At 67.5% G+C, this 26,666-nt stretch carries 24 protein-coding genes; 10 read left to right on the top strand and 14 right to left on the bottom strand.

Features of this window, described 5'->3' with window-relative positions; genetic code table 11:
• Positions 1 to 100: 100 nt before the first annotated feature.
• A complete protein-coding gene (gene urtA, locus H1343_RS03645) occupies positions 101 to 1,444 on the bottom strand; it encodes an urea ABC transporter substrate-binding protein (RefSeq protein ID WP_425484626.1) in 1,344 nt (447 codons plus the stop codon).
• A gap of 177 nt (positions 1,445 to 1,621) precedes the next feature.
• On the opposite strand from urtA, the gene H1343_RS03650 reads away from it, so the two are divergent.
• The 3 genes from H1343_RS03650 to H1343_RS03660 are packed head-to-tail and all read left to right on the top strand — an operon-like array spanning position 1,622 to position 6,985.
• On the top strand, positions 1,622 to 5,002 hold the full coding sequence (locus H1343_RS03650; RefSeq protein ID WP_185984601.1) for a hybrid sensor histidine kinase/response regulator: 3,381 nt from the start codon (positions 1,622 to 1,624) through the stop codon (positions 5,000 to 5,002).
• Positions 4,995 to 5,930 carry a response regulator gene (locus H1343_RS03655; RefSeq protein ID WP_281374710.1) on the top strand — a complete coding sequence of 312 codons (936 nt, stop codon included), beginning with the start codon at positions 4,995 to 4,997 and terminating at the stop codon, positions 5,928 to 5,930. The genes H1343_RS03650 and H1343_RS03655 overlap by 8 nt, the downstream gene beginning before the upstream one ends.
• Before the next feature lie 23 nt (positions 5,931 to 5,953).
• On the top strand, positions 5,954 to 6,985 hold the full coding sequence (locus tag H1343_RS03660; protein WP_185985463.1) for an Ldh family oxidoreductase: 1,032 nt from the start codon (positions 5,954 to 5,956) through the stop codon (positions 6,983 to 6,985).
• A gap of 6 nt (positions 6,986 to 6,991) precedes the next feature.
• Here the strand turns inward: H1343_RS03660 and H1343_RS03665 are convergent, their stop codons facing one another.
• Positions 6,992 to 7,447: a MaoC family dehydratase gene (locus H1343_RS03665; protein WP_185984602.1), complete on the bottom strand. Its 456-nt coding sequence runs from the start codon at positions 7,445 to 7,447 to the stop codon at positions 6,992 to 6,994.
• Positions 7,448 to 7,655: 208 nt separating this feature from the next.
• On the opposite strand from H1343_RS03665, the gene H1343_RS03670 reads away from it, so the two are divergent.
• On the top strand, positions 7,656 to 8,852 hold the full coding sequence (locus H1343_RS03670) for an OpgC family protein (RefSeq protein WP_185984603.1): 1,197 nt from the start codon (positions 7,656 to 7,658) through the stop codon (positions 8,850 to 8,852).
• Between the two features lie 4 nt (positions 8,853 to 8,856).
• On the opposite strand, the gene H1343_RS03675 is transcribed toward H1343_RS03670, so the two are convergent.
• The 7 genes from H1343_RS03675 to H1343_RS03705 form a co-directional block, all read right to left on the bottom strand.
• The gene (locus H1343_RS03675) at positions 8,857 to 9,633 is read right to left on the bottom strand and encodes a nitrilase-related carbon-nitrogen hydrolase (RefSeq protein WP_185984604.1); all 777 of its coding nucleotides are present in this window, start codon (positions 9,631 to 9,633) and stop codon (positions 8,857 to 8,859) included.
• A complete protein-coding gene (locus H1343_RS03680) occupies positions 9,630 to 10,436 on the bottom strand; it encodes an ABC transporter permease (RefSeq protein WP_185984605.1) in 807 nt (268 codons plus the stop codon). Before H1343_RS03680 ends, H1343_RS03675 begins: the two co-directional genes overlap by 4 nt.
• Complete coding sequence (locus H1343_RS03685; protein ID WP_185985464.1) at positions 10,433 to 11,227, bottom strand: ABC transporter permease; 795 nt, start codon at positions 11,225 to 11,227, stop codon at positions 10,433 to 10,435. Before H1343_RS03685 ends, H1343_RS03680 begins: the two co-directional genes overlap by 4 nt.
• A 62-nt stretch (positions 11,228 to 11,289) precedes the next feature.
• On the bottom strand, positions 11,290 to 12,297 hold the full coding sequence (locus tag H1343_RS03690; RefSeq protein ID WP_185984606.1) for an ABC transporter ATP-binding protein: 1,008 nt from the start codon (positions 12,295 to 12,297) through the stop codon (positions 11,290 to 11,292).
• 70 nt (positions 12,298 to 12,367) lie between these two features.
• Positions 12,368 to 13,450 carry an ABC transporter substrate-binding protein gene (locus H1343_RS03695; RefSeq protein ID WP_185984607.1) on the bottom strand — a complete coding sequence of 361 codons (1,083 nt, stop codon included), beginning with the start codon at positions 13,448 to 13,450 and terminating at the stop codon, positions 12,368 to 12,370.
• Between the two features lie 23 nt (positions 13,451 to 13,473).
• Complete coding sequence (gene speB, locus H1343_RS03700) at positions 13,474 to 14,529, bottom strand: agmatinase (RefSeq protein WP_185984608.1); 1,056 nt, start codon at positions 14,527 to 14,529, stop codon at positions 13,474 to 13,476.
• A gap of 14 nt (positions 14,530 to 14,543) precedes the next feature.
• Entirely contained in the window at positions 14,544 to 15,749 is a 1,206-nt protein-coding gene (locus H1343_RS03705) for an aminotransferase (protein WP_246333300.1), read from the bottom strand.
• 111 nt (positions 15,750 to 15,860) lie between these two features.
• Between H1343_RS03705 and H1343_RS03710 the strand changes: the two genes are divergently transcribed.
• The 4 genes from H1343_RS03710 to H1343_RS03725 all read left to right on the top strand — a co-directional run bounded on the left by H1343_RS03710 (position 15,861) and on the right by H1343_RS03725 (position 19,477).
• Complete coding sequence (locus tag H1343_RS03710) at positions 15,861 to 16,841, top strand: LysR family transcriptional regulator (protein ID WP_185984610.1); 981 nt, start codon at positions 15,861 to 15,863, stop codon at positions 16,839 to 16,841.
• Positions 16,842 to 16,898: 57 nt separating this feature from the next.
• Entirely contained in the window at positions 16,899 to 17,849 is a 951-nt protein-coding gene (locus tag H1343_RS03715) for an ABC transporter substrate-binding protein (protein ID WP_185984611.1), read from the top strand.
• A 69-nt stretch (positions 17,850 to 17,918) separates the two neighbouring features.
• Positions 17,919 to 18,695, top strand: a complete 777-nt coding sequence (locus H1343_RS03720) for an ABC transporter permease (protein WP_425484627.1) — start codon at positions 17,919 to 17,921, stop codon at positions 18,693 to 18,695.
• Positions 18,692 to 19,477, top strand: coding sequence for an ABC transporter ATP-binding protein (locus H1343_RS03725; protein ID WP_185984612.1), 786 nt, complete (start codon positions 18,692 to 18,694; stop codon positions 19,475 to 19,477). Before H1343_RS03720 ends, H1343_RS03725 begins: the two co-directional genes overlap by 4 nt.
• A 43-nt stretch (positions 19,478 to 19,520) precedes the next feature.
• Here the strand turns inward: H1343_RS03725 and H1343_RS03730 are convergent, their stop codons facing one another.
• Complete coding sequence (locus H1343_RS03730) at positions 19,521 to 19,922, bottom strand: RidA family protein (RefSeq protein ID WP_185984613.1); 402 nt, start codon at positions 19,920 to 19,922, stop codon at positions 19,521 to 19,523.
• Positions 19,923 to 20,050: 128 nt separating this feature from the next.
• On the opposite strand from H1343_RS03730, the gene H1343_RS03735 reads away from it, so the two are divergent.
• On the top strand, positions 20,051 to 20,641 hold the full coding sequence (locus H1343_RS03735) for a TetR/AcrR family transcriptional regulator (RefSeq protein WP_185984614.1): 591 nt from the start codon (positions 20,051 to 20,053) through the stop codon (positions 20,639 to 20,641).
• A gap of 193 nt (positions 20,642 to 20,834) precedes the next feature.
• Positions 20,835 to 22,250 (top strand): FAD-binding oxidoreductase, encoded by a 1,416-nt coding sequence (locus H1343_RS03740; protein ID WP_185984615.1) that lies wholly within the window; start codon positions 20,835 to 20,837, stop codon positions 22,248 to 22,250.
• Position 22,251: 1 nt separating this feature from the next.
• On the opposite strand, the gene H1343_RS03745 is transcribed toward H1343_RS03740, so the two are convergent.
• The 4 genes from H1343_RS03745 to H1343_RS03760 all read right to left on the bottom strand — a co-directional run bounded on the left by H1343_RS03745 (position 22,252) and on the right by H1343_RS03760 (position 26,611).
• The gene (locus tag H1343_RS03745) at positions 22,252 to 23,997 is read right to left on the bottom strand and encodes an ABC transporter permease (protein WP_210270073.1); all 1,746 of its coding nucleotides are present in this window, start codon (positions 23,995 to 23,997) and stop codon (positions 22,252 to 22,254) included.
• On the bottom strand, positions 23,990 to 24,979 hold the full coding sequence (locus H1343_RS03750; protein ID WP_185984617.1) for an ABC transporter substrate-binding protein: 990 nt from the start codon (positions 24,977 to 24,979) through the stop codon (positions 23,990 to 23,992). Before H1343_RS03750 ends, H1343_RS03745 begins: the two co-directional genes overlap by 8 nt.
• A 129-nt stretch (positions 24,980 to 25,108) precedes the next feature.
• A complete protein-coding gene (locus H1343_RS03755; RefSeq protein ID WP_185984618.1) occupies positions 25,109 to 26,206 on the bottom strand; it encodes an ABC transporter ATP-binding protein in 1,098 nt (365 codons plus the stop codon).
• A gap of 45 nt (positions 26,207 to 26,251) precedes the next feature.
• Positions 26,252 to 26,611, bottom strand: coding sequence for a DUF779 domain-containing protein (locus H1343_RS03760; RefSeq protein WP_185984619.1), 360 nt, complete (start codon positions 26,609 to 26,611; stop codon positions 26,252 to 26,254).
• Between the last annotated feature and the right edge of the window lie 55 nt (positions 26,612 to 26,666).

Genomic DNA, 26,666 nt, shown 5'->3' on the forward strand with positions numbered 1-26,666 from the left:
CGCGAGCGCTCGACCTCTCCACGTCATCCCCGGCCTTGCGGCCGAGGATGACGCTGAGAGTTGACTGGAAGCGGGGGACTCGAGCGCCCGCTAACCCGCCTCAGTTGGCGGCTTCCTCGGCAGGAGCCTCTTCGGCCGCCTCGGCGCCCTGGCCGCCGCATTGGCCGGTGACGACGTTGAAGTTGCCGCAGGAGAGAGGTGCGCGCCAATCCGCGATCAGGTCACGCGAGCCTTCGAGGTAGGGCGACCACTCCTGAGCGACGACCGTGCCGGGCGTCTCCCAGACCGTCTCGAACTGGCCGTCGTCCTGGATCTCGCCGATCAGCACGGGCTTGGTGATGTGGTGGTTCGGCATCATCGCCGAGAAGCCACCGGTCAGGTTCGGCACGGAGACGCCGATCATCGCGTCGATCACCGCATCGGTGTCGGTGGTGCCGGCCTTCTCGACTGCCTTAACCCACATGTTGAAGCCGATGTAGTGGGCCTCCATCGGGTCGTTGGTCACGCGATCCTCGTCACCGATGAAGGCATGCCACTTGTCGATGAAGTCGAGGTTCTCGTCGGTGTCGACGCTCATGAAGTAGTTCCAGGCGGCGAGGTGCCCGACCAGAGGGCCCGTGTCGATGCCGGCCAGTTCCTCCTCGCCGACCGAGAAGGCGATGACCGGGATGTCCTCGGCGGAGACCCCCTGGTTGGCGAGTTCGCGGTAGAAGGGCACGTTGGCGTCGCCGTTGATCGTGGAGACCACGGCCGTGCGCTTGCCGGACGAGCCGAAGGTCTGGATCTCAGAGACGATCGACTGCCAGTCGGAATGGCCGAACGGCGTGTAGTTGATGAGGATGTCCTCTTCCGCGACGCCGAGCTCTTCCTTGAGGTAGGTCTCGAGGATGCGGTTGGTGGTGCGCGGGTAGACGTAGTCGGTGCCGGCCAGAACCCAGCGCTCGACGCCTTCTTCCTCGGCGAGATAGTCCACCGCCGGGATCGCCTGCTGGTTGGGAGCGGCGCCGGTGTAGAAGATGTTGCGCGAGGATTCCTCGCCCTCGTACTGCACGGGGTAGAAGAGGATGCCGTTCAGCTCCTCGAAGACCGGCAGAACGGACTTGCGCGACACGCTCGTCCAGGCGCCGAAGACGGCGTCCACCTGATCCTCGGCCAGAAGCTGGCGCGCCTGCTCGGCAAAGCGCGGCCAGTCGGAAGCCGGATCGACGACGACGGCCTCGAGAGGCCGGCCGAGGAGGCCGCCCTTCTCGTTCTGGTCGGCGATGAGCATCTCCATGACGTCCTTCAGCGTCGTCTCGGAGATCGCCATCGTGCCCGAGAGCGAATGGAGGATGCCGACCTTGATCGGCTCGCCGGAGGGCGCGTCCTGCGCGAGCGCCGCGCCCGACAGCATCGTGGCGGCGAAGAGCCCGCCGACGAGGCCCGCTGTGGTGAAGAGTTTCATGTGCCTGTTCCCCTGCGTTCGAAAAACCTCGCGCCGGCGTTCCCCGCGTCGCGTAAGGTCAATCTCGACGCTGCGGTGCGTAATGCACATACGTCGAATGACGTAGGCGAGGGTCCTTGCCCGCCGTCGCGCAACGCGCTGCAATCGCGGGACGACCATCGAAAGCCAAGGGAGACCATGTCCGGACGCCAGCGCATCCTGCCCGTGCGGCGCGACTACAACCGCTGGGTCGCCAACGAGACGCTGGAGGACTACGCACTGCGCTTCACCGCGCGGCGCGCCCGGCGCTGGTCTGCGCAATGGGTCTCGCAGACAGCGATCGGGGCGATCTCGTTCCTGGCGCTGGAGGCGGTGGGCGGCGCGATCACGCTGATGTTCGGCTTCACCAACGCGGTGGCGGCGATCCTCGTCGTTTCGGTGGTGCTCTTCCTCACCGGCCTGCCGATCAGCCGCTACGCCGCGCGTTACGGCGTCGACATCGACCTTCTGACGCGCGGCGCAAGCTTCGGCTATATCGGCTCGACGATCACCTCGCTGATTTATGCGAGCTTCACCTTCATCCTCTTCGCCATCGAGGCGGCGATCATGACGGCCGCGCTGAACCTTGCCTTCTCGGTGCCGCTCTGGCTCGGCTACGTGATCTCGGCCTTCGCCATCATCCCGCTTGTCACGCACGGGGTAACCTGGATCTCGCGGTTCCAGCTCGCCACGCAGCCGCTCTGGATCGGGCTCAACGTCCTGCCGCTCGGCTTCATCCTCTGGCACGACCCCGGCTCGGTCGCAGAGTGGACGAGCTTCGCGGGGCTGGAGAACCCGCAGGCGGCGGGCTTCGACCTCCTGAAGTTCGGCGCCGCCGCCTCCGTCATCCTCGCTTTGATGCCGCAGATCGGCGAGCAGGTGGACATCCTGCGCTTCCTGCCGGCGCAGGAGGGCAAGCCGAGCCGCAACTGGCGCCTCGCCATGCTCGCGGCCGGTCCCGGCTGGATCGTTCTCGGCGCGCCGAAGATCCTGCTCGGCTCGTTCCTCGCGGTGCTGGCGCTGCGGCACGGCGTGCCGGTGGAAAGCGCGGCGGACCCGGCGCATATGTACGACCTTGCCTTCGGCTTCGTCTTCTCCTCGCCCGCCGTCGCGACCTATCTGATGGCGCTGTTCGTCGTCGTCAGCCAGCTCAAGATCAACGTGATGAACGCCTATGCGGGGTCGCTCGCCTGGTCGAACTTCTTCTCGCGGCTGACGCACTCGCATCCCGGCCGCGTCGTCTGGCTGATCTTCAACGTGGCGATCGCGCTTCTCTTGATGGAGCTTGGCATCTACGGCGCGCTGGAGGCGACCTTCGGCCTCTTCGCCAATTTCGCGGTGGCGTGGCTCGGGGCCATCGTCGCCGATCTCGTCATCAACAAGCGGCTCGGCCTCTCGCCGCCCGGCATCGAGTTCAAGCGCGCCCATCTCTACGACGTGAACCCGGTCGGCGTCGGCGCGATGGGGCTCGCCAGCCTCCTGTCGCTGACCGCCTTCGCCGGCGCCTTCGGCCCGGTCGCGCAGGCGCTTTCGCCCTTCGTCGCGCTCGGCACGGCGCTTGTCGTCTCGCCGCTGATCGCCTGGAGAACGGGCGGGCGCTACTACCTCGCGCGCAAGCCCCGCGCGCACTGGCACAAGCTCGCCGAAATACGCTGCATCATCTGCGAACTGCCCTTCGAGCCGGAGGACATGGCGCACTGCCCGGCCTATTCGGGGCCGATCTGTTCGCTCTGCTGCTCTCTCGACGCGCGCTGCCACGATCTTTGCAAGCCGCATGCGCGATTTTCCGCGCAGGCAGCGGATGCGATGGAGGCTGTGCTGCCGGCGCGCGTCGCCCGTCACGCCCGCTCGGGCGTCGGCGCCTTTCTCGGCGTCTTCGCGTTGCTGACGGGCGTCGTCGCGCTGGTTCTCTCGCTGATCTACTACCGCACGGTGATCGTGAACCCGGAGGCGACGGGGACGGTCGCGACGGCGCTCTGGGCGGCGTTCTTCATCCTCGTGATCGTCACGGGCATCGCCTCCTGGTTCTTCATCCTCGCTCAGCAGAGCCGGCGCGTCGCGCAGGAGGAGACGCAGCGCCAGACGACGATGCTGTTGCGTGAGATCGCCTCGCATCGGCGCACCGACGCCGCGCTCCAGAAGGCCAAGGAGGCCGCGGAAGCCGCGAGCAACGCCAAGAGCCGTTATGTCGTCGGCATGAGCCACGAACTTCGCACGCCGCTGAACACCGTGCTCGGCTATGCGCAGCTTCTGGAGCGCGACGAGAGCGTGCCAGCCAACCGGCGCGGCGGGCTGAAAGTCATCCGCTCCTCCGCCGAACATCTCTCGGGTCTCATCGACGGGCTCCTCGACATCTCCAAGATCGAGACCGGCCGCCTGCAACTCCGCCGCGCGGTCCTTTCGCTGCCGGACTTCCTCGACAGCCTCGAAGCCATGTTCGCGGTGCAGGCGAGCGCCAAGGGGCTCGAGTTCATCGTCGCGCGCTCGCCGGCGCTGCCGGCGCTGGTGCGCACCGACGAGAACCGGCTGCGGCAGATCCTCATCAACATCCTGTCGAACGCCATCAAATATACCGAAGCCGGCTCGGTGCGGCTCGACATCGCCTATCGCAACCAGGTCGCGACCTTCACCGTGACGGACACCGGGCCAGGCATCGCGGAGGGCGAACTCGCGCGCATCTTCGATCCGTTCGAGCGCGGATCGGCCGCGCTCGGCAAGACGCCGGGGCTCGGCCTCGGCCTGACGATCACGCGGCTTCTGGCCAACCTGATGGGCGGCGATGTGCACGCGTCCTCCACGGCGGGCGAGGGATCACGGTTCGACGTGCGGCTGATGCTCTCGAGCGTTTCCCGGCATGAGGCGGCGAAGGAGACTGTGAAACCGGAAGCGCCGGTATCCGCTCCGAAGGGCTATCACGGGCCGCGCCGCACCGTCCTCATCGTCGACGACGAGGAGGCGCACCGCGACCTGATGCAGGAAATCCTGCGCCCTCTCGGCTTCATCGTCCTTACCGCGCCGGACGGGGCGACGGCGCTGGAGGTCGTCAGCGAGGTGCGCCCGGACCTCTTCCTCCTCGACGTGCAGATGCCGGGCATGGACGGCTGGTCGCTGGCAGCACGCCTGCGCGAACGCGGCCACGCCGGCGCGATTCTCATGCTTTCGGCGACGGTTGCCGAGACGGGCGGCGCAACCGGCGAGAATGGCGAAGAGATGGTGCAGGGGTCGATCGCCAAGCCCATCCAGATCGCCCAGCTCCTGTCGCGGATCGCGGACCATCTCGGCCTCGAATGGACCGAGGAGGCAGAGGCTCCGGTCGAGCCACAGGTGTCGAACGGCCCCATCCTGCCGCCGTCTCCCGGTCACGTCGCCGAGCTTCTGCAATTTGCGCGGATCGGCTATAGGAAGGGGATCGAGCGCAAGCTCGCCGAACTCGATGCGGAACCCGGCCTTTCGCCCTTCGTGGCGCGGGCGCGCGCCCTTGCCGAACGCTTCGACATGCAGGCCTTGAGCGAACTCCTGGAGGCGACCCGACTTGAATGACCGCGCGACGAGCACAGGCCCTCTCCCGGCGGGGGGCCAGGACATCGTGCTCGTTGTGGACGATTCGCCGGACGCCTTGCGGATGCTGACCGACGCCATCGAGATGACCGGCGCGACGGTTCTCGTCGCGCTCGGCGGCGCGCAAGCGCTGGAGATCGCCGGGCGCCTGACGCCCGATATCGTCCTGATGGACGCCGTGATGCCCGGGATGGACGGCTTCGAGGCGACGCGCCGCTTCAAGGCGGATCCGGCGCTACGCCACGTCCCCGTGATTTTCATGACGGGTCTCAGCGAGACGGGCCACGTCGTGCAGGGGCTGGAAACCGGCGCCGTCGACTATTTGATGAAGCCCATCGTGCCGGACGAGCTGATCGCGCGCATCCGCGTCCATCTGGCCAATGCCCGCGAAACCGCGAGCGCGCGCGAGGCGCTGGATACGGCCGGGCGTTTCCTGTTGGCCGCCGATGGCGACGGCCGCATCCTGTGGGCGACGCCGCAGGCCCGGCGCCTCCTCGCCGCCGTCTTGGGAGACGCCGGAGCCAGCCTTCCGGGCGACCTGTGCGCGGCGCTCCGCACCGACGCGGCCGGCGGCTTCCGCCCGCTCCCGCCTGCAACCGGCTATGCCGGCCCGCCCGCCCATCTCTCGTTCCTCGGCACGATGGGTGAGGCAGAGCATCTCTTCCGTGTCAGCCTCGACGAGGCAGTCGACCGGGAGGGGGCGTTGCAGAGGCGCTTCGGCCTCACCCAGCGCGAAGGCGAGGTCTCGCTGTGGCTGGCGCGCGGCAAGGCCAACCGCGACATCGCCGACATCCTCGATCTGAGCCCGCGCACGGTGAACAAGCATCTGCAGACGATCTTCGCCAAGCTGGGCGTCGAGAACCGCGCCTCGGCCGCCGTCCTCGTCCTCAAGACGCTGGCTGACGACTGACACTTAACGACGAAAGCATGCTCATGACCGATGCCCCCGAAGGCGGACAGCGCCTTTCCTTCGACGATCTCGCAGCACGGCTCGCCGCGATCCTGGAGCGCCACGGCTGCTCGCCGAAGGTCGCGCGGCTGATCGGCGGGAACTGCGCGGCGGCCGAGCGTGACGGCGCGCATTCGCACGGCCTCTTCCGCATGAAGGGCTATGTGGCAACGCTGAAGGCTGGTTCGTGGGTCGACGGGAAGGCCGAGCCTGTGGTCGAGGATGCCGGGCCCGCCTTCGTGCGGGTCGACGCGATGAACGGCTTCACCGTGCCGGCGCTGGCCGCAGCGCGTGAACTGGCGATGGAGAAGGTGCGCGAGAACGGCGTCGCGGTCCTCGCCATCCGCAACTCGCACCATCTGGGCGCGCTCTCGCTCGACGTCGAGCCCTTCGCGGAAGAGGGGCTGGTGGCGCTTTCCTTCATCAACTCGATGAAATCCGTCGCGCCCTTCGGCGGGCACAGCGCGGTGTTCGGCACCAACCCCATCGCCTTCGCGAGCCCGCGCGCCGGCGGCCTGCCGCTGGTCTTCGACATGGCGACCTCGGTGATGGCGCATGGCGACGTGCAACTCGCCGCACGCGAGGGCCGCACGCTGCCTGAGGGCGTCGGCGTCGACCGGGACGGGCGCGCGACCACGGATCCGGCCGCGATCGTCGACGGTGGCGCGCTCCTGCCCTTCGGCGGCCACAAGGGCGCGGCGCTGGCGCTGATGGTCGAGATCCTGTGCGCCGCGCTCGTCGGGGGCAAGCTCTCGGCGGAGGTCGATCTGTCGCAAAGCGGCGGAGCGACGACGCCCCATACCGGCCAGTCCTTCATCCTGATCGACCCCGATCGCGGACGCGGCACGCTGCCGGGCTTCGCGTCCCGCGTGGAGACCCTGCTCCAGCTCGTCGCAGAAGCAGGACAGGAGCGCTTGCCGGGAGACCGTCGCCACGCGGCGCGCGAGACAAGCCTGCGCGAGGGCATCTTCGTGCCCGCCGCGACGCTCAAGCTTCTTGGCGAACTCGCCGCCTGAGGTTCGTCAGGCGGCGGGGCGCTTCCTCATCATCGCGGCGCGCTTGCATACCGCCACCACCTCGTCGTGCTGGTTGAGACAGGTGTGCTCGAACTCGACGATGCCGACGTCAGGACGCGAACGGCTTTCGCGAAGGCCGAGAACGCGCGTCTCGGCCCGCAGCGTGTCACCGTGGAAGACGGGCTTGGGAAAGCGCACGTCGCTCATGCCGAGATTGCCGACGGTGGTGCCGAGCGTCGTATCCTGAACCGAGAGACCGACCATGATCGCCAGCGTCATCATCGAGTTGAAAAGGCGCTGGCCCCATTCCGTGCCCTGCGCGAAATGCGCGTCTATATGGAGCGGCTGCGGGTTCATCGTCATCAGGCTGAACAGGGTGTTGTCCGCCTCGCTGACCGTGCGCGTCAGCTCGTGCCGGAAATGCCGGCCTAGCGTGAAATCCTCGAAATACAGGCCTGCCATCTCGCTTCTCCTCCCACCGCCGAGGCGGCTTCCTGTGCAAACCGCAGGGTTCTAACTTTGACTTGCCGCACATGTGAACTAGTTGTTCGAACCGAAGGGCGAGCCTCACGTTCGCACTTCGGTTGAAAGGGTGGCCGGTCCGCAAGATCATCAGATTGCCGCCATTCCTGCGAGTAGAATCGCTCGCCCGAATGAAAGGATCGCGGCAATGAAGCGTCTGGATGTCTTGGACGGCATGCGAGGATATTTCCTCGTCTTCATGATGCTCAACCATCTGAGCTTCGCAGGCGGATATCTCCTCGTTAAAATCAACCATGGTGAACTTGGCTATGTCCAGGACGCGCAGGGCTTCGTGTTCCTGTCCGGCCTCCTGATCGGCATGGTCTATGCCGGCCACATGGCCAAGCGGGGCTACGAGGCGGGCTCGGTGAAGGTGCGCAAGCGCGCGCTCGAACTCTATCGCTGGGCGATGTTCTGTGTTCTGGCCATCATAGCGCTGGGTTTCGTCCTGCCGCGCTCGGGCGTGTTCTGGGAGCCGTGGCTCTGGCGCCTTGGCGACGACCCGGCCCTCCTGTTCGGCGCGGCGGCAACTCTCCTGTATCAGCCGACCTACATGGACATCCTGCCGCAGTACATCGTCTATCTCCTCGTTTCGCCGCCGCTCATCTGGCTCTGCGTCACCGGGCGCTGGCGCATGGTGGCACTGGGATCGGCGCTTCTGTGGATGGCCGTGCAGTTCGGTCTGCACCTGCCGCTGCGCGACGCCATCCATGCGGGCATGCAAGCGCTTCACCCCGACCTTGCCCTGCGCGCGCATTTCAATGTCCTCGCTTGGCAGGCCATCTTCATGAGCGGGCTCGTCATCGGCGCGCTGACGGCGACGAAGGAGATCGACTGGGACGAGGCGATGAGCCCGAAGCGACCGGAATTCGCGGTCGCCGCGCTCGCCATCGTCCTGTTCTTCATGGCTTGGCGCGTCGCCTTCACCTGGGGTCTCGTCCCAGAGATCATGGCGCAGCGTTTCGGCACGCTCGACATCCGCGGCGAATTCAGCCTCGTCTACCTCCTGAACTTCGCAGCGCTCGGCTATCTCGTCGCGTGGACGCTGATCGCCGGGCCGAGGAGCGAGAGCGCGGTTGTGCGGAAGATCGCGGCCGTCCCGCGCGCGATCTTCACGCTGCCCTTCCTGCGCCTCATCGGCCGGCATTCGCTGCAGGTCTATGTCTGGCACGTCATCGCCATCTACGTCCTGAAGGCGGTGGACTACCATCATGGGCCGTTCAGCGAGACGAACAAGACGCTCATCGCGCTCGCCGCGATCGCCAGTCTCGCCGTTCCAGCGCTCTGGAGGGAGTGGCGGGCTTCGGTCGCCAAGAAGGATACGGTCGGCGCAAAAGCGGCCTGAGCGGTCAAAGGCCGCGCATGATGTCGAGATAAGGGTTGGCGTGCTGGGTTTCGGCGTGGGCCTGCGGCTCGATCGTCGCCATGAGGAGCGCGGGCTCGGTTTCGCTGGCCCGCGCGAGTTCGCACCCGTTCGGCGCGGTGATCACCGACAGGCCCTGATAGGCGAACTGCCCGTCCCGCCCGCAATGGTCGGCGTAGGCCAGGAACACGCCGTTCTCGAAGGCGCGCGTCGGCACCAGCGAACGGGCGATGAATGCAGCGCCCGCGCTTTGCGGAAGGGCAGTCGGGACAAGGACGAGATCAGCGCCGGCCAACGCCAGTTCGCGCACGAGTTCGGGAAACTCAACGTCGAAGCAGACGAGCAGTCCGAGGGTGACGCCGCGCCACGCGACAGCCGGAGCGGGGGAGTCGCCGGCTGCGAACAGTCCGTGTTCGTATGCGCCATAGAGGCGCCGCTTGGCGTAGACGAGCGGTGCTTTACCCGGCCGGAAGAGAACCGCGGCGTTGGTCAAGGAGCCGTTCGCAGCGTGTACCGCCATACCGGCGACGATCGCGACGTCGTGCTTTTCCACAAGGCGCTGGAGGGGCGAGGCGGGAAGGTCCTCTTGTGCCGGCGCTGCGCACGCGATCGCTTCGGCGGCGCCATAGCCTTCGACGGCAAGCTCGGGGAAGAGCACGAGGTCGGCGCCAGCCTCAGCGGCTTCGGCGATGCGCCCGGCGATGTCAGCCGCGCGCGCCTCGCCACCGAGCGCGGCGTCCATCTGGACGATGGCGAGCCTCACTTGCGCTCGCCCGCGCCCCATGCGCCGAGCAGCTTCGGCAGGTCGCCGAGCCAGGCGACGAGCGAGAAGACGAGCGCGGCGACGGCGACGAAGAGGATTGTCACGCTCGCCATGGTCGGCGTGTAGCCGTAGCGCAGCGAGTTGAAGATCTTGATCGGGATCGTCTCCAGCGTGAAGCCGACCGTCATGTAGGCGACGATGTATTCGTTCAGGGACAGGACGAAGGCGAAGGCGAAACCCGAGACCATGTAGGGCAGGATCATCGGCAGCACGATCGTCGTGAAGACCCGTCCTTCGCTCGCGCCCATCGTGCGCGCGGCCTCCACCATCTCGCGCTCGATCGTGGCGAAACCCAGCACCAGCGTCACGAGCGGCAGCGAGGTGAAGAAGATCGCGTGGGAGATCACCACGGTAAAATGCTGGCCGTAGAAGCCGGCGGCCGCCCAGAAGGACAAGGCGCCGAGCGCCGTGATGACGGGCGGCAGCACGAAGGGCGAGACGCCGAGAAGCTGCACCAACCGTCCGAAGGCCGTCACCCGGCGCCACAGTGCGTAGGCGATGGGCAGCGCGATCATCAGCGAGAGGAGCGCGGCCAGCGCCGCGACGGTGACGGAAGCCGTCAGCGCCGCCCGCCACGATGCGTCGGTGAAGATCTGCGCGTACCAGTCGAGTGAGAAGCCCTGCGGTGGAAAGGTCAGCGAGCGCTGCTCGTTGATAGAGACACCTGCGATGACGACGAGAGGGCCGGCGAGGAAGATCGCGACCAGCGTAAAGAGCAGGCGGTCGAAGAGGCGGCCGGTCATTGCGGCACCCGGTTGCGACCGATGGCGGCCGTGAGCGTGACGAGGAGGACGCTGGCGATGACAAGGAAAACGGCCATCGCAGCCGCGAACGGCATGTTGGACTGGTAGATCGCCTGATCCGTGATCAGCACCGACAGCGTCCAGTGCTGTGGGCGGCCGAGGAGTTGCGGCAGGAGATAGGCGCCGAGCGCGAAGACGAAGACCACGATGAAGGTGGCGACGAGCGCCGGGCGCAGCGCCGGCAGCACCACGCTTAGGAAGGCCTTCCAGGGCGGGGCGCCGAGCGTGCGGCTGGCTTCGGCGAGAGAAGGATCGAGACGCGAGAAGGCCGGGTAGAGGACGAGCACTGCATAGGGCAAGGCCTGGTAGACCATGCCGAGGAGGACGGCGGCAAAGCTCGGCGTGAACGACATCGGCGCTTCGACGAGGCCGAGCGCGAACAGGATGTTGCCGATGCCGGCGGTGCGCGACAGGAGCGTCGACCACGCGAAGCCGATGATGACCTCCGACAGCGACAGGACGCACAGGAGCGCGATCAGCCAGGGCACCTGCGCTTTGCGGGACAGGCGCGTCAGCGCGCGCGTGAAGGGCACGCCGACGACGACGCAGATCGCGGAGACGAGCGCCGAGAGGCCGAGCGAGAAGAGGAGCACCCGGCCGAAGAACAGGCTCCAGAAGCGGGCGTAGTTATCGAGCGTGAACGCAGGCTGGTAGAAGCCGCCCTGCACCCGCTCGAAGAAGGACACGGCGATCATCGTGCCGAAGGGCACGACGAAGAACGCGAAGAGCATCGCCGCGGGAAACAGGATCGGCCACTGGCTCGCCCAGAAGCCACGCGAGGGGGCGGCCGCGCTCACGCCGCGCCGTCCGCGAAGACGGTGACGGAGGCAGGGTCGACGGCGAGCGAGACGGTGTCGCCGACGGCGGGGCGCGTGCCGGCCGGGGCGAGCGCGACGATGCGCGTTCCGTCGGCGTCGCAATGGATCTCGACGCTGGAGCCGACATCGCGCACGAAGGCGACCGTGGCTGCGATCGGCGTCTCTCCGGCCGGACGCACGGTCACGTCCTCCGGCCGCACGGAAGCGCGCGTTCCGGCAACGCCCGGCAGCGCCATGCCGAGAAGCGTGCCGTTCTCGACAGGGATGAGGTTCGTCTGGCCGATGAAGTCGGCGACGAAGGCGTTGGCGGGGCGGCGGTAGATTTCCACAGGCGCTGCGACCTGCTGGATGCGGCCGGCTTTCATGATGACGATGCGGTCTGCCATCGTCATCGCCTCGCGCTGGTCGTGCGTGACGACGACGGTGGTGATGCCGAGGCGCTGCTGGAGCTGGCGCAGTTCCACCTGCATCGCCTCGCGCAGCTTGGCGTCGAGCGCCGAGAGGGGCTCGTCGAGGAGGAAGAGCTTCGGCGAGACGGCGAGGGCGCGGGCGATCGCGACGCGCTGGCGCTGGCCGCCGGAAAGCTGGGTGATCGCGCGCGCGCCGACGCCCGGAAGCTGCACGAGGTCGAGGAGTTCCTCGACCCGGGCCGCGCGGGCCTTCCTCTCGATGCCGCGAATGGCGAGCGGATAGGCGATGTTGTCGCCGACCGACAGATGCGGGAAGAGCGCGAGCGACTGGAACACCATGCCGATCTCGCGCCGATGCACGGGCTGGCCCGTGATGTCCGCACCGTCGAAGAGGATGCGCCCCTCGCTTGGCTCGTCGAGCCCCGCGATCATGCGCAGGAGCGTGGTCTTGCCGCAGCCGGACGGGCCGAGAAGGCAGACGAAGGAGCCCGGCTCGACGTCGAGGTCGACCGCATCGACGGCCGCGACTTCGCCGAAGCGCTTGGTCAGGGAGGAGAGGGTCAGTCCGCTCATCGAGTCTCGTCGGCTTTGGAATGGGGACGGCCCCGCCCGGAGGCGAGGCCGACAGAGGATGGTGGGCCTGTCAGCCGACGATCAGTTCCGTCCACTTCTGGTTCAGGAAGTCCGCCTTGTCGACGTATAGATCGTAGCGCGGCACCACCGGATCGATGTCGGAGGAGACGGCGGCGAATTCCTCGTCGGTCAGGTCGAGCAGCGAGCGCTCGATCGTCGGTGCCGTGCCGATCTGGCGCGACATCAGCGCCTGGATCTCGGGCTGCGAGGTGAAGTTCATGAACTCGTGCGCCTCGTCGGACTTCTCGGAGGCCCGCGAGATCGCCCAGCAGCCCGAATCCGAGATGCCCCCCTCCGTCGGGAAGGTGGAGCGCACTGGGAAGCCGTCCGCCGCCGCAAGGCCCGTCACGTCGTGATAGTACTGGCCCATCGGGATCTCGCCCGACTTCAGCGCCTGCTCGAATTGCGCCTCGTCGCGGTACCAGAGCTGGACGTTCGGCTTCACCTCGGCGAGCTTGTCCATCACCTCGAGGATGCCCTCGTCGGTGTCGAGCTTGTCGGTGCCGCCGAAGAAGGTCTTGGCCGTGACCTCGAGGAGGAACGAGTTGGAGACGAGGGCGAGGAGCCCCAGTCGGTTGGCGTTCGCCGGGTCCCACAGCGCCTGCCAGGAGGTCGGCGCGTCGGCATAGGTGTCCGTGTTGGTGACGAGGGTGATGTACCAGGCGACGGCGCCGACGCCCGCCACTCGCTCGTCCGGATAGCGCACCACGAAGGGGGGCAGGAGGCTGTCGAAGCCCTCGATGCGTGAGGAATCGATCGGTGCCCAGAGCTCGGTGGTCAGGCCCTTGCGCATGGCGACCTGGCTCATCATCGACACGTCGGCCGGGGCGACGTTGGCGCGTGCAGCCTGCTCGAGCTGGACGAGCCAGGCCTCACCCGTGGGCTCGGCGATGGACTCGACTGAAATGCCCGTCGCTTCGGTAAAGGTAGGGAAGATGTGCTGGTCGAAGCTGTCCTTGAAGTAGCCGCCATAGACGCCGACCTTCAGCGAGCGATCCTGCGCGCGCAGGATGCCCGGCATGGAAAGCCCGGCCACCGTAGCCGCGGAACCGGCGAGGATCTGCCGGCGATTGAGACGAAACGATCCGGTCATGAAGTGTCTCCGTTGGTTCCCGGTCAGGAGTTTTGCCCGCGTGCGGGGGTGAAGGGAAGAAGGCTGAGGATTTCGAACAGCATCTGCGCGCCGGCCTGAGCTGTGTTGGTGGTCGCATCGTATTGCGGGGCGACCTCGACGACGTCGCCGCCGACGATGTCGAGGCCCTTCAGACCGCGCACCAGCGCCTGCGCCTCGCGCGTGGAAAGCCCGCCGATCTCCGGCGTGCCGGTGCCGGGCGCAAAGGCCGGATCGAGACTATCGACGTCGAAGGAGAGGTAGGTGGGCCCGTCGCCGACGATCTCGCGCGCCTTCGCGATCACCGCATCGAGCCCCATGCCCTCGATCTCCTCGGCGTGGATGACGGTCATGCCGCTCGCATAGGAGAACTCCCACAGGAATTCCGAGGCGCCGCGAATGCCGATCTGGATCGTGCGCCTGGGGTCGAGGACGCCTTCCAGAACCGCGTGCCGGAAGGGGCCGCCGTGGTGAAAGCGGCAATTGTCGAAGGGGCCGGACGTGTCGCAATGGGCATCGATATGGATCATGCCGACGGGGCGCTCGGCGCCCACGGCCCGCAGGATCGGCAGGGTGATCGAATGATCGCCGCCAACGGAAAGCGGCGTGACGCCCGCCTTCACGATCTTGGCGAGCGTTGCCTCGATATCGTCATGCGAGGTCTCGAGCTCGAAGCGCGAACGGAACGGCACGTCGCCGACGTCGGCGACCTTCAGCTCGCGCCCAGGCATGGTACGCAGGACGTGGTTGTAGGGACCGATGCGCTCGATGGCTCGCAGCGCGCGCGGCCCGAAGCGGCAGCCGTTGCGATTGGTGATGCCGAGATCCATAGGCACGCCGATCATCGCGACGTCGAGCCCTGAAAGGTCCGGCGCGGACCAGTCGACCGCGCGATAGGGGGCGTCCAGCAGCGTCGGCAGGCCCGCATAGGGCGCGACGCGCGTGCCCTTCTCGTCGATCGTCATCGCCGCCATCGAGGCGAAATGTGGATCGTGGATGCGGCCCTCGTTCTCGCCCGTGAAGCGGGCGCGCAGCGCGTCGAGGTCGGTTATGTCGGTCATGGTCTGTCCGTTGTTCAGAAGAAGTCGTGGCTGAGCGCGAGGCGCTCGGCGAAATAGGCGATGGCGGCCGCATCGACATTGGCGAACGCGATCCGCAGATGCGTCTCCTGGCCCGCGCCGAAGAAGGAGCCGGGAAGGATGAGGAGACCGAGCCGCGCCGCTAAGGCCTCGGCCACCTTGATCGAGGGGATGCCGGCGAAGGGATGGGCGACATAGGCGAAATACGCGCCGACGCTGTCGACGCGCCAGTTCGGCAGGGCAGCCATCGCCTCGCAGAAGGTCACGGCGCGGGCCACGATCTCGGCCCGTCGCTCGGCACGCCAGCCGGCCGTCTCGACGATGGAGGGCGCGAGCGCGGCCTGGCTGGGGCGCGAGGGACAAATCTGCATGCAGTCGAGAATCTTGCCTGCCGCCTCCATCACGGAGCGCCCGGCGGCCATGGCGCCGAGCCGGTGGCCCGGAATGGCGTAGGCCTTGGAGAAGGAATAGAGCGCGACGAGGTTCTCGCGCCAGTCGCCGCGCGAGAACAGCGCATGCGGAACGCTGCGCGCGGGCAGGAAGTCGCGATAGGTTTCGTCGAGGATGAGATGGATGCCGCGCCGCCGGCACAGCGCATGGAAGGCCCCGATCGTGTCCGGCGGATAGATCGCGCCTGTCGGGTTGTTCGGCGACACAAGGACGATGGCACGCGTGCGCCCGTCGATCAGCGCCTCAGCCGCCGATACGTCCGGGACGAACCCGTCCTCGGCGCGCGTGGGCAGCGGGCGGGGCTCGATGCCGAGCATCTCCAGCGTCATCTGATGGTTGAAGTACCAGGGCGTGGGAAGGAGCACCGAGGTGCCGGGAGCGGCGACGGCCATGGCGGCGACGAAGAAGGCCTGGTTGCAGCCGGCGGTGATGGCGGTGTCGCCAGGCGCGACATGCGCGCCGTAGAGCGCGGAGACATGCGTGGCGTAGGCCGCCCGCAGCGCCTCGTCGCCATAGATGTCGCCATAGCGACTGGCGGCGGGCATCACGCCTGCCTCGGCGAAGCGCTTCAGGAAGGTCTCCGGTGGCTGGTGGCCAGGCACGGCCTGACTCATGTCCACCGCCGGCCCGTGGCGTCCATCATAGGCGCGCAACCACCCTTGCGCCTGCGGGATGGGCGGCACGGAAACACGCCCGACGAGCGGATTGACGCCCGTTCCAGTGCCGGAAAAAGGAAGTGCCGTCTTGTTCACCATATGCCTCGGCTGCCGCTCCTGAGGGCAAAATGATGCGGGGTGGACCTGGCGTTGAATAGCGCGGTATCAATCTTCACCTTGAACTTGGTCCAGGTATGATGCGGTTCCATGCGTGTTTCGGGAAGTGACCTGCGGCTTTTGAAGGTGTTCGAGAGCGTCGTGCGCAATAACGGCTTCGCCGCCGCCGAACACGAGCTGAACATCGGCCAGTCGACCATCTCGAACCACATGACGGCACTGGAGGAGCGCCTCGGCTTCGTGCTGTGCCAGCGCGGTCGCGGCGGCTTCCGTCTGACGGAGAAGGGGCGCGCGGTCTATGAGGCTTCGCGCCAGCTCGGCAAGGCGCTGGACGACTTCTCCTCCGATGTCGCCTCCGTGCGCGGCGAGCTGAAGGGCGAACTGCGCATCGGCATGCTCGACGCAGTCGCCGACGATCCGAACAACCGCCTGTCGGACGCGATCGCCGCCTACGGCCGCATTGCGCCCGAGGTGAAAATCGCGCTGATCCAGGAGCGCCCGCTCGACCTGCAGCAGAAGGTGGCGGACGGGCAGTATCACTGCGCCATCGGCTCCTTTCAGAAGCGGATCGACGGCCTCGATCACGAATGGCTCTACGACGAATGGCACTGCTGCTATTGCGGGCAGGGCCATCCGCTCTTCGACGCGCCAGGGGGCGAGATCACGCTCGAGGCGCTTGAGGCGGCGGCTTTCGTGCATCGCGGCTACTGGCGTGACGAGGACGCGTTTCGCCATGTCGCCTGGCGTGTGGCCGCCACTGTCTTCCAGATCGAGCCGCAGCTCCTGCTGATCCGATCGGGCCGCTTTATCGGCTACCTGCCCCGTCATTACGCCGTGCGCGGCGAAGCGGCGGGAGAGTTGCGCGCGCTGATGCCCGAACTTCTTTCCCATTCCTGCCCGTTCGATCTCGTCATGCCCACTCGAGGCCGGCGATCCGACATCGCCGTGACCTTCGCGGACTGCGTTCGCGAGGCGTGGCGAACGCCGACTGGCGCTTCAGCGAGCACGATGACCGCGACCGGGCAGGCACCTGCGCGGGCTTTGGGCAAAGGCGTCGGCGAAGCCGCTTGACGCCCTCGTGGCCCTTACGTCACAATTGTTTTGTTTAGACATATACGGGTGACGAGCATGGGTTTCCTTCTGAAAGCAGGCTGCGTGACCGGCCTTCTCCTGGCGGGCGTGGCCTCCGCCGGGGCGCAGACCACCAGCGTTAATCTCGGCCTGTCGGGCTGGACAGGTTTTGCGCCCCTGACGCTCGCCAAGGAAGCGGGCATCTTCGAGCGGAACGGCCTCGATGTGACGCTGTCGAAGATCCCGCAGGCGAGCCGCCACCTCGCAATGGCGTCGGGCGACATCCAGTGCGCGGCGACCACCGTCGAGACCTGGATCGCCTGGAACGCCAACGGCGTGGCGTCCACGCAGATCTTCCAGATGGACAAGAGCTACGGTGCCGACGGCATCGCCGTGCGGGGCGATGTGAACAGCTTCGAGGATCTGCGCGGCAAGACGATCGCGGCCTCGGCGCCGGGCACGTCACCCTACTTCTTCCTCGCCTGGATGCTGCACGAGAACGGCATGACCATGCGCGACGTCTCGGTCGTGAACATGGAGCCCGGCCCCGCCGCGCAGGCCTTCGTTGCCGGGCAGAACGATGCCGCGATGACGTACGAGCCCTATCTCTCGACGGTGCGCGACGCGCCCGATTCCGGCAAGATCCTCGCCACGACGCTCGATTATCCGGCGGTGATGGACACGGTGGGCTGCACGCCGGCGTTCCTGGAAGAGAACCCGGACACTGCGCGCGCGCTGGCGACGAGCTATTTCGAAGCGCTGGAGATGATCGAGGCGGAGCCCGAGCGCTCCTACGAGATCATGGGCGCGGACGTGAACCAGACGGGCGAGCAGTTCGCCGCCTCCGCCTCGCACCTGCGCTGGCAGGACAGGGCCGCGAACGAGACCTTCTTTTCGGGCGAGTGGCGGGAGTTCTCTGATGCCGCGGCCGACCTCCTTCTCGAGATCGGCGTGATCCGCGAGAAGCCCGAGATCGAAGGCCTCGCCGATCCGAGCTTCATCCAGTAAGGACGCCGCGAGAGGCCTCCAACATGGCTCCGGCGTTTCGCCGGGGTCCGCCGACGAGACAAGCAGACGATGATCCGACCATTTCAGCCGGTGGGCGCGGGCACCCGCGTCCTTCTCGGCATTTCCTTCTTCGTCGCCTTCGTGGCGCTGTGGTCGATCGCCACCTTCGGCGGCTTCGTCTCGCGCACCTTCCTCGCCGACCCGCTGACGATGCTCGGCGACGGCTGGTATCTCCTGTCGCAGCGCGGCTTTCTGTACGATATCGGCATGACGGTGTGGCGTGTGGTCGGCGGCTTCGCGATCGCCGCGGTGTTCGCGGTGCCGATCGGCATCGCGATGGGCACCTACAAGCCGGTGGAGGCGCTTCTGGAGCCCTTCGTCTCGTTCGCCCGCTACCTGCCGGCTTCCGCCTTCGTACCGCTCCTCATCCTGTGGGCCGGCATCGGCGAGACGCAGAAGCTCCTCGTCATCTTCATCGGCGCCTTCTTCCAGATCGTGCTGATGGTGGCGGGGGCGGTGGGCTCGACGCGGCAGGATCTCGTGGAGGCCGCCTACACGCTCGGTGCCCGGGATCGGGGCATTGTCGCGCGCGTCCTGATGCCTGCCAACGCGCCGGACATCGCCGAAATCCTGCGTCTCGTCCTTGGATGGGCGTGGACCTACGTCATCGTCGCCGAACTCATCGGCGCCTCGTCCGGCATCGGCTACATGATCATTAATTCGCAGGCGCTGATGGCGACGGGACAGATCATCTTCGGCATCATCGTGATCGGTCTCATCGGCCTCGTCTCCGATTTCCTGTTCAAGTCTCTCAACCGCTGGCTCTTCGCCTGGAGGTTTGCATGAGCACGCTCCTCATCGAGGGCGTCGGGCGGATCTTTCCGGGCGTGAAGGGCGGAGCGCCGGTCACGGCCCTGCAGCCGACGGACCTGACCGTTCCCGAGAATGACTTCGTCACGATCCTCGGTCCCTCAGGCTGCGGAAAGTCGACGCTCTTGCGCATCATCGCCGGGCTCGACAAGCCGACGAGCGGGCGCGTGACGCTCGACGGGGCCGCAATCGAGGGGCCGGGCCCGGACCGCGGCATGGTCTTCCAGTCCTACACGCTGTTTCCGTGGCTGACGGTGGAGGACAACATCGCCTTCGGACTGCGCGAGAAGAAGATGGCGGAGGTCGAGAAGCGCGAGATCGTCGCCTTCTATGTGGATCAGGTCGGCCTCAAGGGTTTCGAGAAGCACTGGCCCAAGCAGCTTTCCGGGGGCATGCAGCAGCGCACCGCAATCGCCCGTGCGCTCGCCAACGACCCGAAGATACTGCTCCTCGACGAGCCCTTCGGCGCGCTCGACAACCAGACGCGCGGGCTGATGCAGGAGCTCCTCCTCGGCATCTGGGAGCGCGAGCACAAGATGGTGCTGTTCGTCACGCACGACATCGAGGAGGCGATCTTCGTTGGCTCGCGCGTCGTCACGATGTCGGCGCGGCCTGGGCGCATCAAGTCGATCCTGCCGGTCGACCTGCCGCATCCGCGAGACTACAAGATGAAGTCGAGCCCCGAGTTCAGCGAAATGCGTGCGCGCCTCACCGAGGAGATCCGAGCCGAGGCCATCCGCGCCGACCGCGGGCACTGAAGTCTCGCCGACCGGGGCTCGAAAGCGCCCGGCCGGCAGTTCGTCAGGCCGTTTCGCGCAGGCGGGCGACGACCTTGATCTCGAAGTCGAAGCCCGACAGCCATGTGGTGCCGATCGCCGTCCAGGCCGGATGCGGAGGTGTCGTGGCCATCACGCGGTCACGCACCTTCAGCACGGTCTCGAACTGGTTGGGCGCGTCGGTGTGGAAGGTCGTCACGTCGATGATGTCGTCGAAGGTAAGCCCGGCGGCGGCCAGCGTCGCCTTGAGATTGAGAAGGGCGAGTTCGACCTGCTTCTCGAAATCGGGCTCGGGCGATCCGTCCGGCAGACTGCCGACCTGGCCGGAGACGAAGAGGAAGCCGTTCGAGCGGATGGCGGCGGAATAGCCGTGCTCTTCGTAGAGAGCGTGGCGGCCTTCGGGAAAGACTGCATCACGTTGCGTCATGGTGATCACTCCTGTTGGAACGGGTGCGCTATGTTTATATACGCTCCGTATGTCACACCATATCGAAACATACGAGACGTATGTCAATAGGCATACGCCTCGTATTTGAACGACTGCGAGCGAGAACGATGGCCAGACGACGCACGGAGATGGTGGAGGAGACGCGCGCAAAGCTTATTGCGGCGGCGCGCCGCGCCTTCGCGGCGAAGGGCTATGCGGGTGCTTCGATGGACGATCTGACAGCCGAGGCCGGTCTGACGCGCGGCGCCCTCTACCACAATTTCGGAGACAAGAAGGGGCTGCTCTGGGCCGTGATCGAGGAGATCGACGGCGAGATGGTGGAACGCATGGCCAAGGCGCGCAGCGAGGCGAAGTCGCTTTGGGACGGGCTGATGGACGAGGTGTCGGCCTATGTCGAGATGTCGCTCGAACCCGAAATCCAACGGATCGTGCATCTCGACGGGCCCGCGGTCCTCGGCGACCCATCGCAATGGCCGACGCAGATGGCGTGCCTGCGCACCACGCAGGAGACGGTTGAGGCCCTGATCGCGGAAGGCACGGTCGCGCCCGTGGACGCGGAAGCCGTCGCAAGGCTCCTCAACGGCGCGGCGCTGAACGCTGCGCTCTGGATCGCCGCCTCCGACGATCCGCCGGCCGTGACCGCCCGCGCGAGCGAGGCCGTGCGACGACTGGCAAGCGGCCTTCTGGCGCGTCCCTAGAGCTCGGTGCGCAGGCGGCGCATCTGCGGATCCACCATGCGCACATAGGTGATCGGCCGGGCGTGCAGCCAGGCTGCCGATGCCGGCTACGAGATCGCGCTCGACTGTGCCCGCGAGAAGGGGCCGAACCTGCCCGCCATCCTCTAGCCTCGGCGACGCGGCGGGCGTAGAGCGGGGGCGAAGGAGACCATCGATGGACGCCATAGCCTCTCGCCCGTTGCCCGCCGGTTTCATCGACGGGCTGCTCGACATCGTCGGGCCGGAAGGCCTGCGCCAGGGCGAGGCGGTCGGGCTCCTGCATCCAGGCCAGCACGCGGGCAACCTCTCGGCAGGTCTCGTCGTCTCGCCAGCCTCCACGGACGAGACCGCGCGGATCGTGCGCCTCTGCCTGGAGCACGGCGTCGCGATCGTCTCGCATGGCGGGCGCACCGGGCTCGTCGGCGGTGGCATTTCGGCGGGCGGCCAGATCGTCCTGTCCACACAGCGTATGAACCGCATCCTGCGGCTCGACCCGGTCGAGCGCGTGGCGGTGGTGGAGGCGGGCATCACGCTTCAGGCTTTGCAGGACGCGGCGGCGGCGCACGGGCTGGAGCCCGGCATCGACATTCCCGCGCGCGGCTCGGCGACGATCGGCGGCATGATCTCGACCAATGCCGGTGGGCTCATGGCCTTCCGCTACGGGGTGATGCGCCATCAGGTCTTCGGCATGGAGGCGGTGATGGCGGACGGCACGGTGCTGTCGGACCTGACGCGCGTGGTGAAGACCTCGGCCGGCTACGACATCAAGCACCTCATGATCGGCGCCGAGGGCACGCTCGGCGTCGTCACGGCCGCGTCGATCAAGCTCTATCCGAAGCCCAAGGCGAGCGCGACGGCTCTCCTCTCGATGCCGGATGTCGCGACGCTTCTCGACACGATCCGCCTCGCGCTCACCCCACAGGCGGGCGAGTTGCGCGCCGCCGAGGCGATGTGGAACGCCTATATCCGTTTCACGGCAGCCGAGCATGACTGGTCGGACCCGTCGGTGCCGCTCGACGCGCCGCTCTACCTCCTCCTGCAACTCGGCGGGCGTGACGAAGGCGAGTTGACGGGCGCTCTGGAAGCCCTGTTCGAGGCCGTGGCCGAGCGCCATCCCGAGACGACCGGCCTCATCGCCAGCTCCGGTCGGCAGGAGGCCGAGTTGTGGCGGCTGCGCGAGGACACCGAGAGCGTCTTCCGCCATTTCCCGGGCTCGCCGGCCTTCGACGTGTCGCTGCCGCAGTCCGAGATCGCGGCCTATGTCGAGCGGGTCGAGGCCGAGCTGAAGGCGATCGACCCGGCGCTCGTCGCGCTGATCTTCGGGCATCTGGCGGACGGCAACATCCACCTTCTCCTCAATTGCGAGACCGCGCCGGAGCCAGCGCGCATCGCGCAGATCGAGGACGTCCTGTTCCGCACGCTGAAGGCGTCGGGCGGCTGCTTCTCGGCCGAACACGGCATCGGTTCGAAGCGCATCGATCCGCTCTACTCGACGGGTGATCCGGGCAAGCTTGCGGTGATGCGCACGATCAAGACGACGCTGGACCCGAAGAACCTCTTCAACCCCGGCAAGGTGCTTCGGCTTTCGTAGATCAATCGCGCCAGGGCAGGGTGCCCGCCGGCAGGCGCGGGCGCAGGGCGTCAACGAAGAGCGCGAGCACGAGGACGAAGAGGATCGACAGGACGGAGAGCGCCGCCGCGCCCGTCGAGTTGCCCTCGTATTGCAGCGAGAAGATCATCACGCCCACCGTCTCGACGCCGCTCGACCACAGGAGCGCCGAGACGGTCAGCTCGTTGAACGCTGTCATAAAGACGAGGAGCCCGCCCGCCACGGCCGCCGGTGCGGCTGCCGGCGCGACGATGAGGGTGAGGCGCCGCCACAGGCCCGCGCCGAGCATCCGCCCTGCCTCGTCGAGCGCGGGCTCCACCGCTTCCAGCGCCGCGCCCGTGGGGCGCAGAACGATCGGGAGGAAGCGCGCGGCGTAGGCGATGAGGAGGATCGTCGCCGTGCCGTAGATCGAGACGCCGACGAGCGGCAGTGGTCGCAGGAAGACGAGGATCATCGCCAGCGCGAAGACCGTGCCCGGCATTACGAAGGGCATGTCGGCGATGCCCGAAAGGACTCGGGCAGGCGTGCTCTTCCGCATCGCCGAGAGATAGGCGAAGGGCACGGCGACGAGCGTCGCGATCCCGGCGGCGGCCAGCGAGAGCCAGAAGGAGTTTCCGAAGGCGCGCCGCACGGTCGCGCTGCCGAAGACGGCGGATGCGTAATTGACAAGCGTCGCGGTCTCGGCCGAGAGCCGCACGCCGACGGCGGGCGTCAGCGAGGCGGTGACGAGCGCCGCCATCGGCGCGATCGCGATGAGGACGACGCAGATCCACACCAGTGCCGAGGCGCCGGCGTTCGCCCATCCGGCCTCGGCCATCGGATTCAGCCGCGCACCGGCCGCGACGGGCACGGAGAGCCTTCGCAGGAGCAGCGCGCGCACGAGAAGGGCGGCGCCCGCGAGCGCCATCAGGATCAGCGCCAGGGCCGCGACCTGGCCCATCATCGAGACGCCGAAACCATTGAGCCGCTGGTAGATCAGCGTCGTCAGCATCGGGAAGCGGCCGGGAATGCCGAGAAGCGCGGGCACGCCGAAATTGCCGACCGCCGCCGCGAAGGCGAGGATCGAGCCGGCGAGGATCGCGGGCGCGGCCAGCGGCAGGACGATGCGCGCAAGGATGCGTCCGCGCCGTGCGCCGGCGACGCGCGCCGCCTCGACGAGGTCCTGCGGCAGGAAGGCGAGGCTGGCGCGAACCGCAAGGAAGACGAAGGGCATGTGCTCTATGCCCATCAGGAGCGCGATGCCCCAGCCCGAATAGAGCGGATTGGGCCCTCGCGCGGGGGCGAGACCCAGCGACGACAGGAGCGGCGTCACCGCGCCGATCAGTTCGATCCAGGCGAGCGCCATGATCTGCGAGGGAATGAGGAGAGGCGACAGGACGAGGAAGGTCGCGGCGACGCGCCAGCGCACTCGCGCGAGCGTCAGACACAAGGCGAGCGCCGTGCCGAGCGCGGCCGAGATCGCGACCGAGCCGACCGATGCAGTGACGGTGTTGGAGAAGGCGCGGCGCACCGCGCGGCTCGACCAGCTCTCGCGCAGGACACCGAGGAAAGCACCGTCTCCGCCGGGCGCAAGGGCCTCCACGACGAGGCGCAGGAGCGGCAGTGCCGAGAGAAGACCGACATAGAGGACGAGCAGGACGAGAAGAAGCCGCTCCCCGCGCAGAAGCGGGAAGCGGCGCGTCGTCGCCGGCACGGCAGTTCGCCGCGCGGCCAGCGTGATGTCAGCCACCGAAGAGGTCGGAGAACTGCGTCTTGATCTCCTGATCGTCGGCCAGAAGCGCTTCGGCATCGGTCGGCAGGATGTTCAGGTCGGCGACCGCAGGATAGCCTTCCGGCGGCGAGACGCTGTCGAGCACCGGGAAGTAGCCCTGCTCGACCGACTGCTGCTGCGCGGCCTCGCCGAGCTGCCAGTCGACGAAGGCCTTGGCGGCCTCCTCGTTGGCCGAGCCCGCGAGGATCGCGACCGGCTGCGTGACGACCGAGACGCCCTCGGACGGGAACACGAAGTCGATCGGCGAGCCGGCCTTCCTGGCGTTCAGCGGCATGTACTCGACGATGATGCCGTAGGCCTTCTCGCCGCGCGCGACCGCTTCCAGCACCGTGCCGTTGCCCTGACCGGCGACGGCGCCGCCATCGGCCAGTTGCTCGTAATAATCCCAGCCGAATTCGGGCTGCTGCGTCATGGTGCCGACATGGATGACGGCCGCGCCCGAATAGAGCGGGCTCGGCATGATGGTGCCGGACGCGGCTTCGGGATCCGTGAGGTCCGCCCAGGAGGTCGGCGGCGTCTGGACGAGATCGGTGTTGTAGGCGATGCCCGTCGTGATCAGCTTGGTGCCGAAGAAGGTGCGGTCCGGATCGACCAGCGCCTCGGGAATGCCGTCGACCGGCGCGTCCTCGTAGGCGAGGAGGCGGTCCTCGTTCTTGAGCTGCGTCATGGCGACGGTGTCGGCGATGAGCAGCACGTCGGCCTGCGGCGCGCCAGCGGCGAACTCGGCCTGGAGCTTGGTCATCAACTCGGTCGTGCCCGAGCGGAACACCTCGACGGTGATGTCCGGGTGGTCGCGGTTGAAAGCCTCCACGACGGCGGTCATCTGGTCGGTCGGCTGCGAGGTGTAGACGGTGATCGTGCTCGCTTCCTGGGCGCCTGCGATGCCACTGACGGCGGTCGCGGCGAAAAGGGCGAGGGCAAGCGGGTTGAGGCTGCGCATGGAAGGGGCGTGCTCCGGTGGATGGCCTTTCGAGGCGTCGCGAACCTGGCGAGACGAGGGACCGCCACCGCTTCGGATACGTACGCATCGGGGTGTTCGAGAACCGTTCTCCGGCCTCGCCGCGATGCTCTAGGCCGCCTGCGCGACGTTTACATGACGCTGCGTATCCGCCAGAACCCAGCCGCTCGCAATGGAAATCCACACGCTTTCCCCGGGGCTCGCCGGCTTGGTGCTGCGAACCTTCACCTCGGCCGGCCCGCCGTCGCCGTCGATCGAGACGGTGAGGAGATGGTCGCCGTTCTCGAAGCGCGCATCGATGACGCGGGCGGGGATCGCCCCCGGTGCGTCGCCTGCGGATACGATCGCAAGATCACGGGTTCGCAGGCATAGAAGCGCTGGGCCCACGGGAGCTTCGCCCGGCAGGGTCAGACTGCGGCCGTTCAGATCCAGGCGGCACGAGCCGTCCGCCTCCCGGCCCGTGACGGTGACGGGAACGGTGCGCCCGCCGGCGATGAACCGGGCGACCATCGCAGAGGCGGGACGGTGGAATAGTGTGCTCGGCGAGGCGACCTGCTGTAGCCGGCCTGCGTCCATCACCGCGACGTGGTCGGCGAGCGCCATTGCCTCGCTCTGGTCATGCGTGACGAAGACGAAGGTGGTCTTCGCTTCGCGGTGGATGCGGCGGAACTCGGCCTGCATCTGTTCGCGCAGATGCGCGTCGAGATTGGCGAGCGGTTCGTCCAGCAGGATCACCGCCGGACCGACCGCGAGGCTGCGGGCGAGGGCGACGCGCTGGCGCTGGCCGCCGGAGAGCTCATGCGGACGGCGGGCGGCATGGGCGGCGAGGCCGACGAGTTCCAGCGCCTCCATCGCGCGGCGACGGCGCTCGGCGCTGGCCATGCGGCGCACCTTCAGGCCGAACTCCACGTTCGAGAGAACGCTCATGTGCGGCCACAGCGCGTAGGACTGGAAGACCATGCCGACGCCGCGATCCTCCGGCTCGACGAAGAGACCGGGCGCGGCGACACGCGCGCCGCCGATGAATATCTCGCCCGCATCCGGTCGCTCGAGCCCCGCGATCAGCCGCAGCGCCGTCGTCTTGCCGCAGCCGGACGGGCCGAGGAGCGCGAGGAACGCACCCGAGGGGATCTTGAGCGAAAGATCGTCGACCGCTACCGCGCCCGAGCGGAAGCTGCGCGTGACGCCGGAGAGCTCGATGTCGGCCATGACGTGGTCCGGGACGGTTTCGAGGAAGATCAACCGCCTAGAGCGTCATTGTTGCGTTTCGATGACATTTTCCGGGGCCTCACAGACCGTGGAGCGGGTGAGGAAACGGCGTTCGCGCCCATTGTCGAGCGAGAACATGCCGCCGCGCCCCGGCACGACGTCGAGAATGAGGTCGGTGTGCTTCCAGGCCTCGTATTGCGCACCGCCGATATAGACGGGCGTGCCGTCGGAAAGCGTCCCCAACAGCACGTCGCCCTCGCCGATGCGGAACTCGCCGCGCGGGTAGCACATCGGCGAAGAACCGTCGCAGCAGCCGCCCGACTGATGGAACAGGACCGGGCCGTGGTCGGCCACGATCTCGGCGAGGAACGCCATCGCCTCCGGCGTGGCCGTGACCTTATCCATGACGATGCTCCCAGACGAATGACCAGCGCGGCGGCGAACCGCCGCGCCAGCACTG

The organism is Aureimonas mangrovi (genome assembly GCF_014058705.1).
In the GTDB taxonomy this organism is placed as follows: Bacteria; Pseudomonadota; Alphaproteobacteria; order Rhizobiales; family Rhizobiaceae; genus Aureimonas; species Aureimonas mangrovi.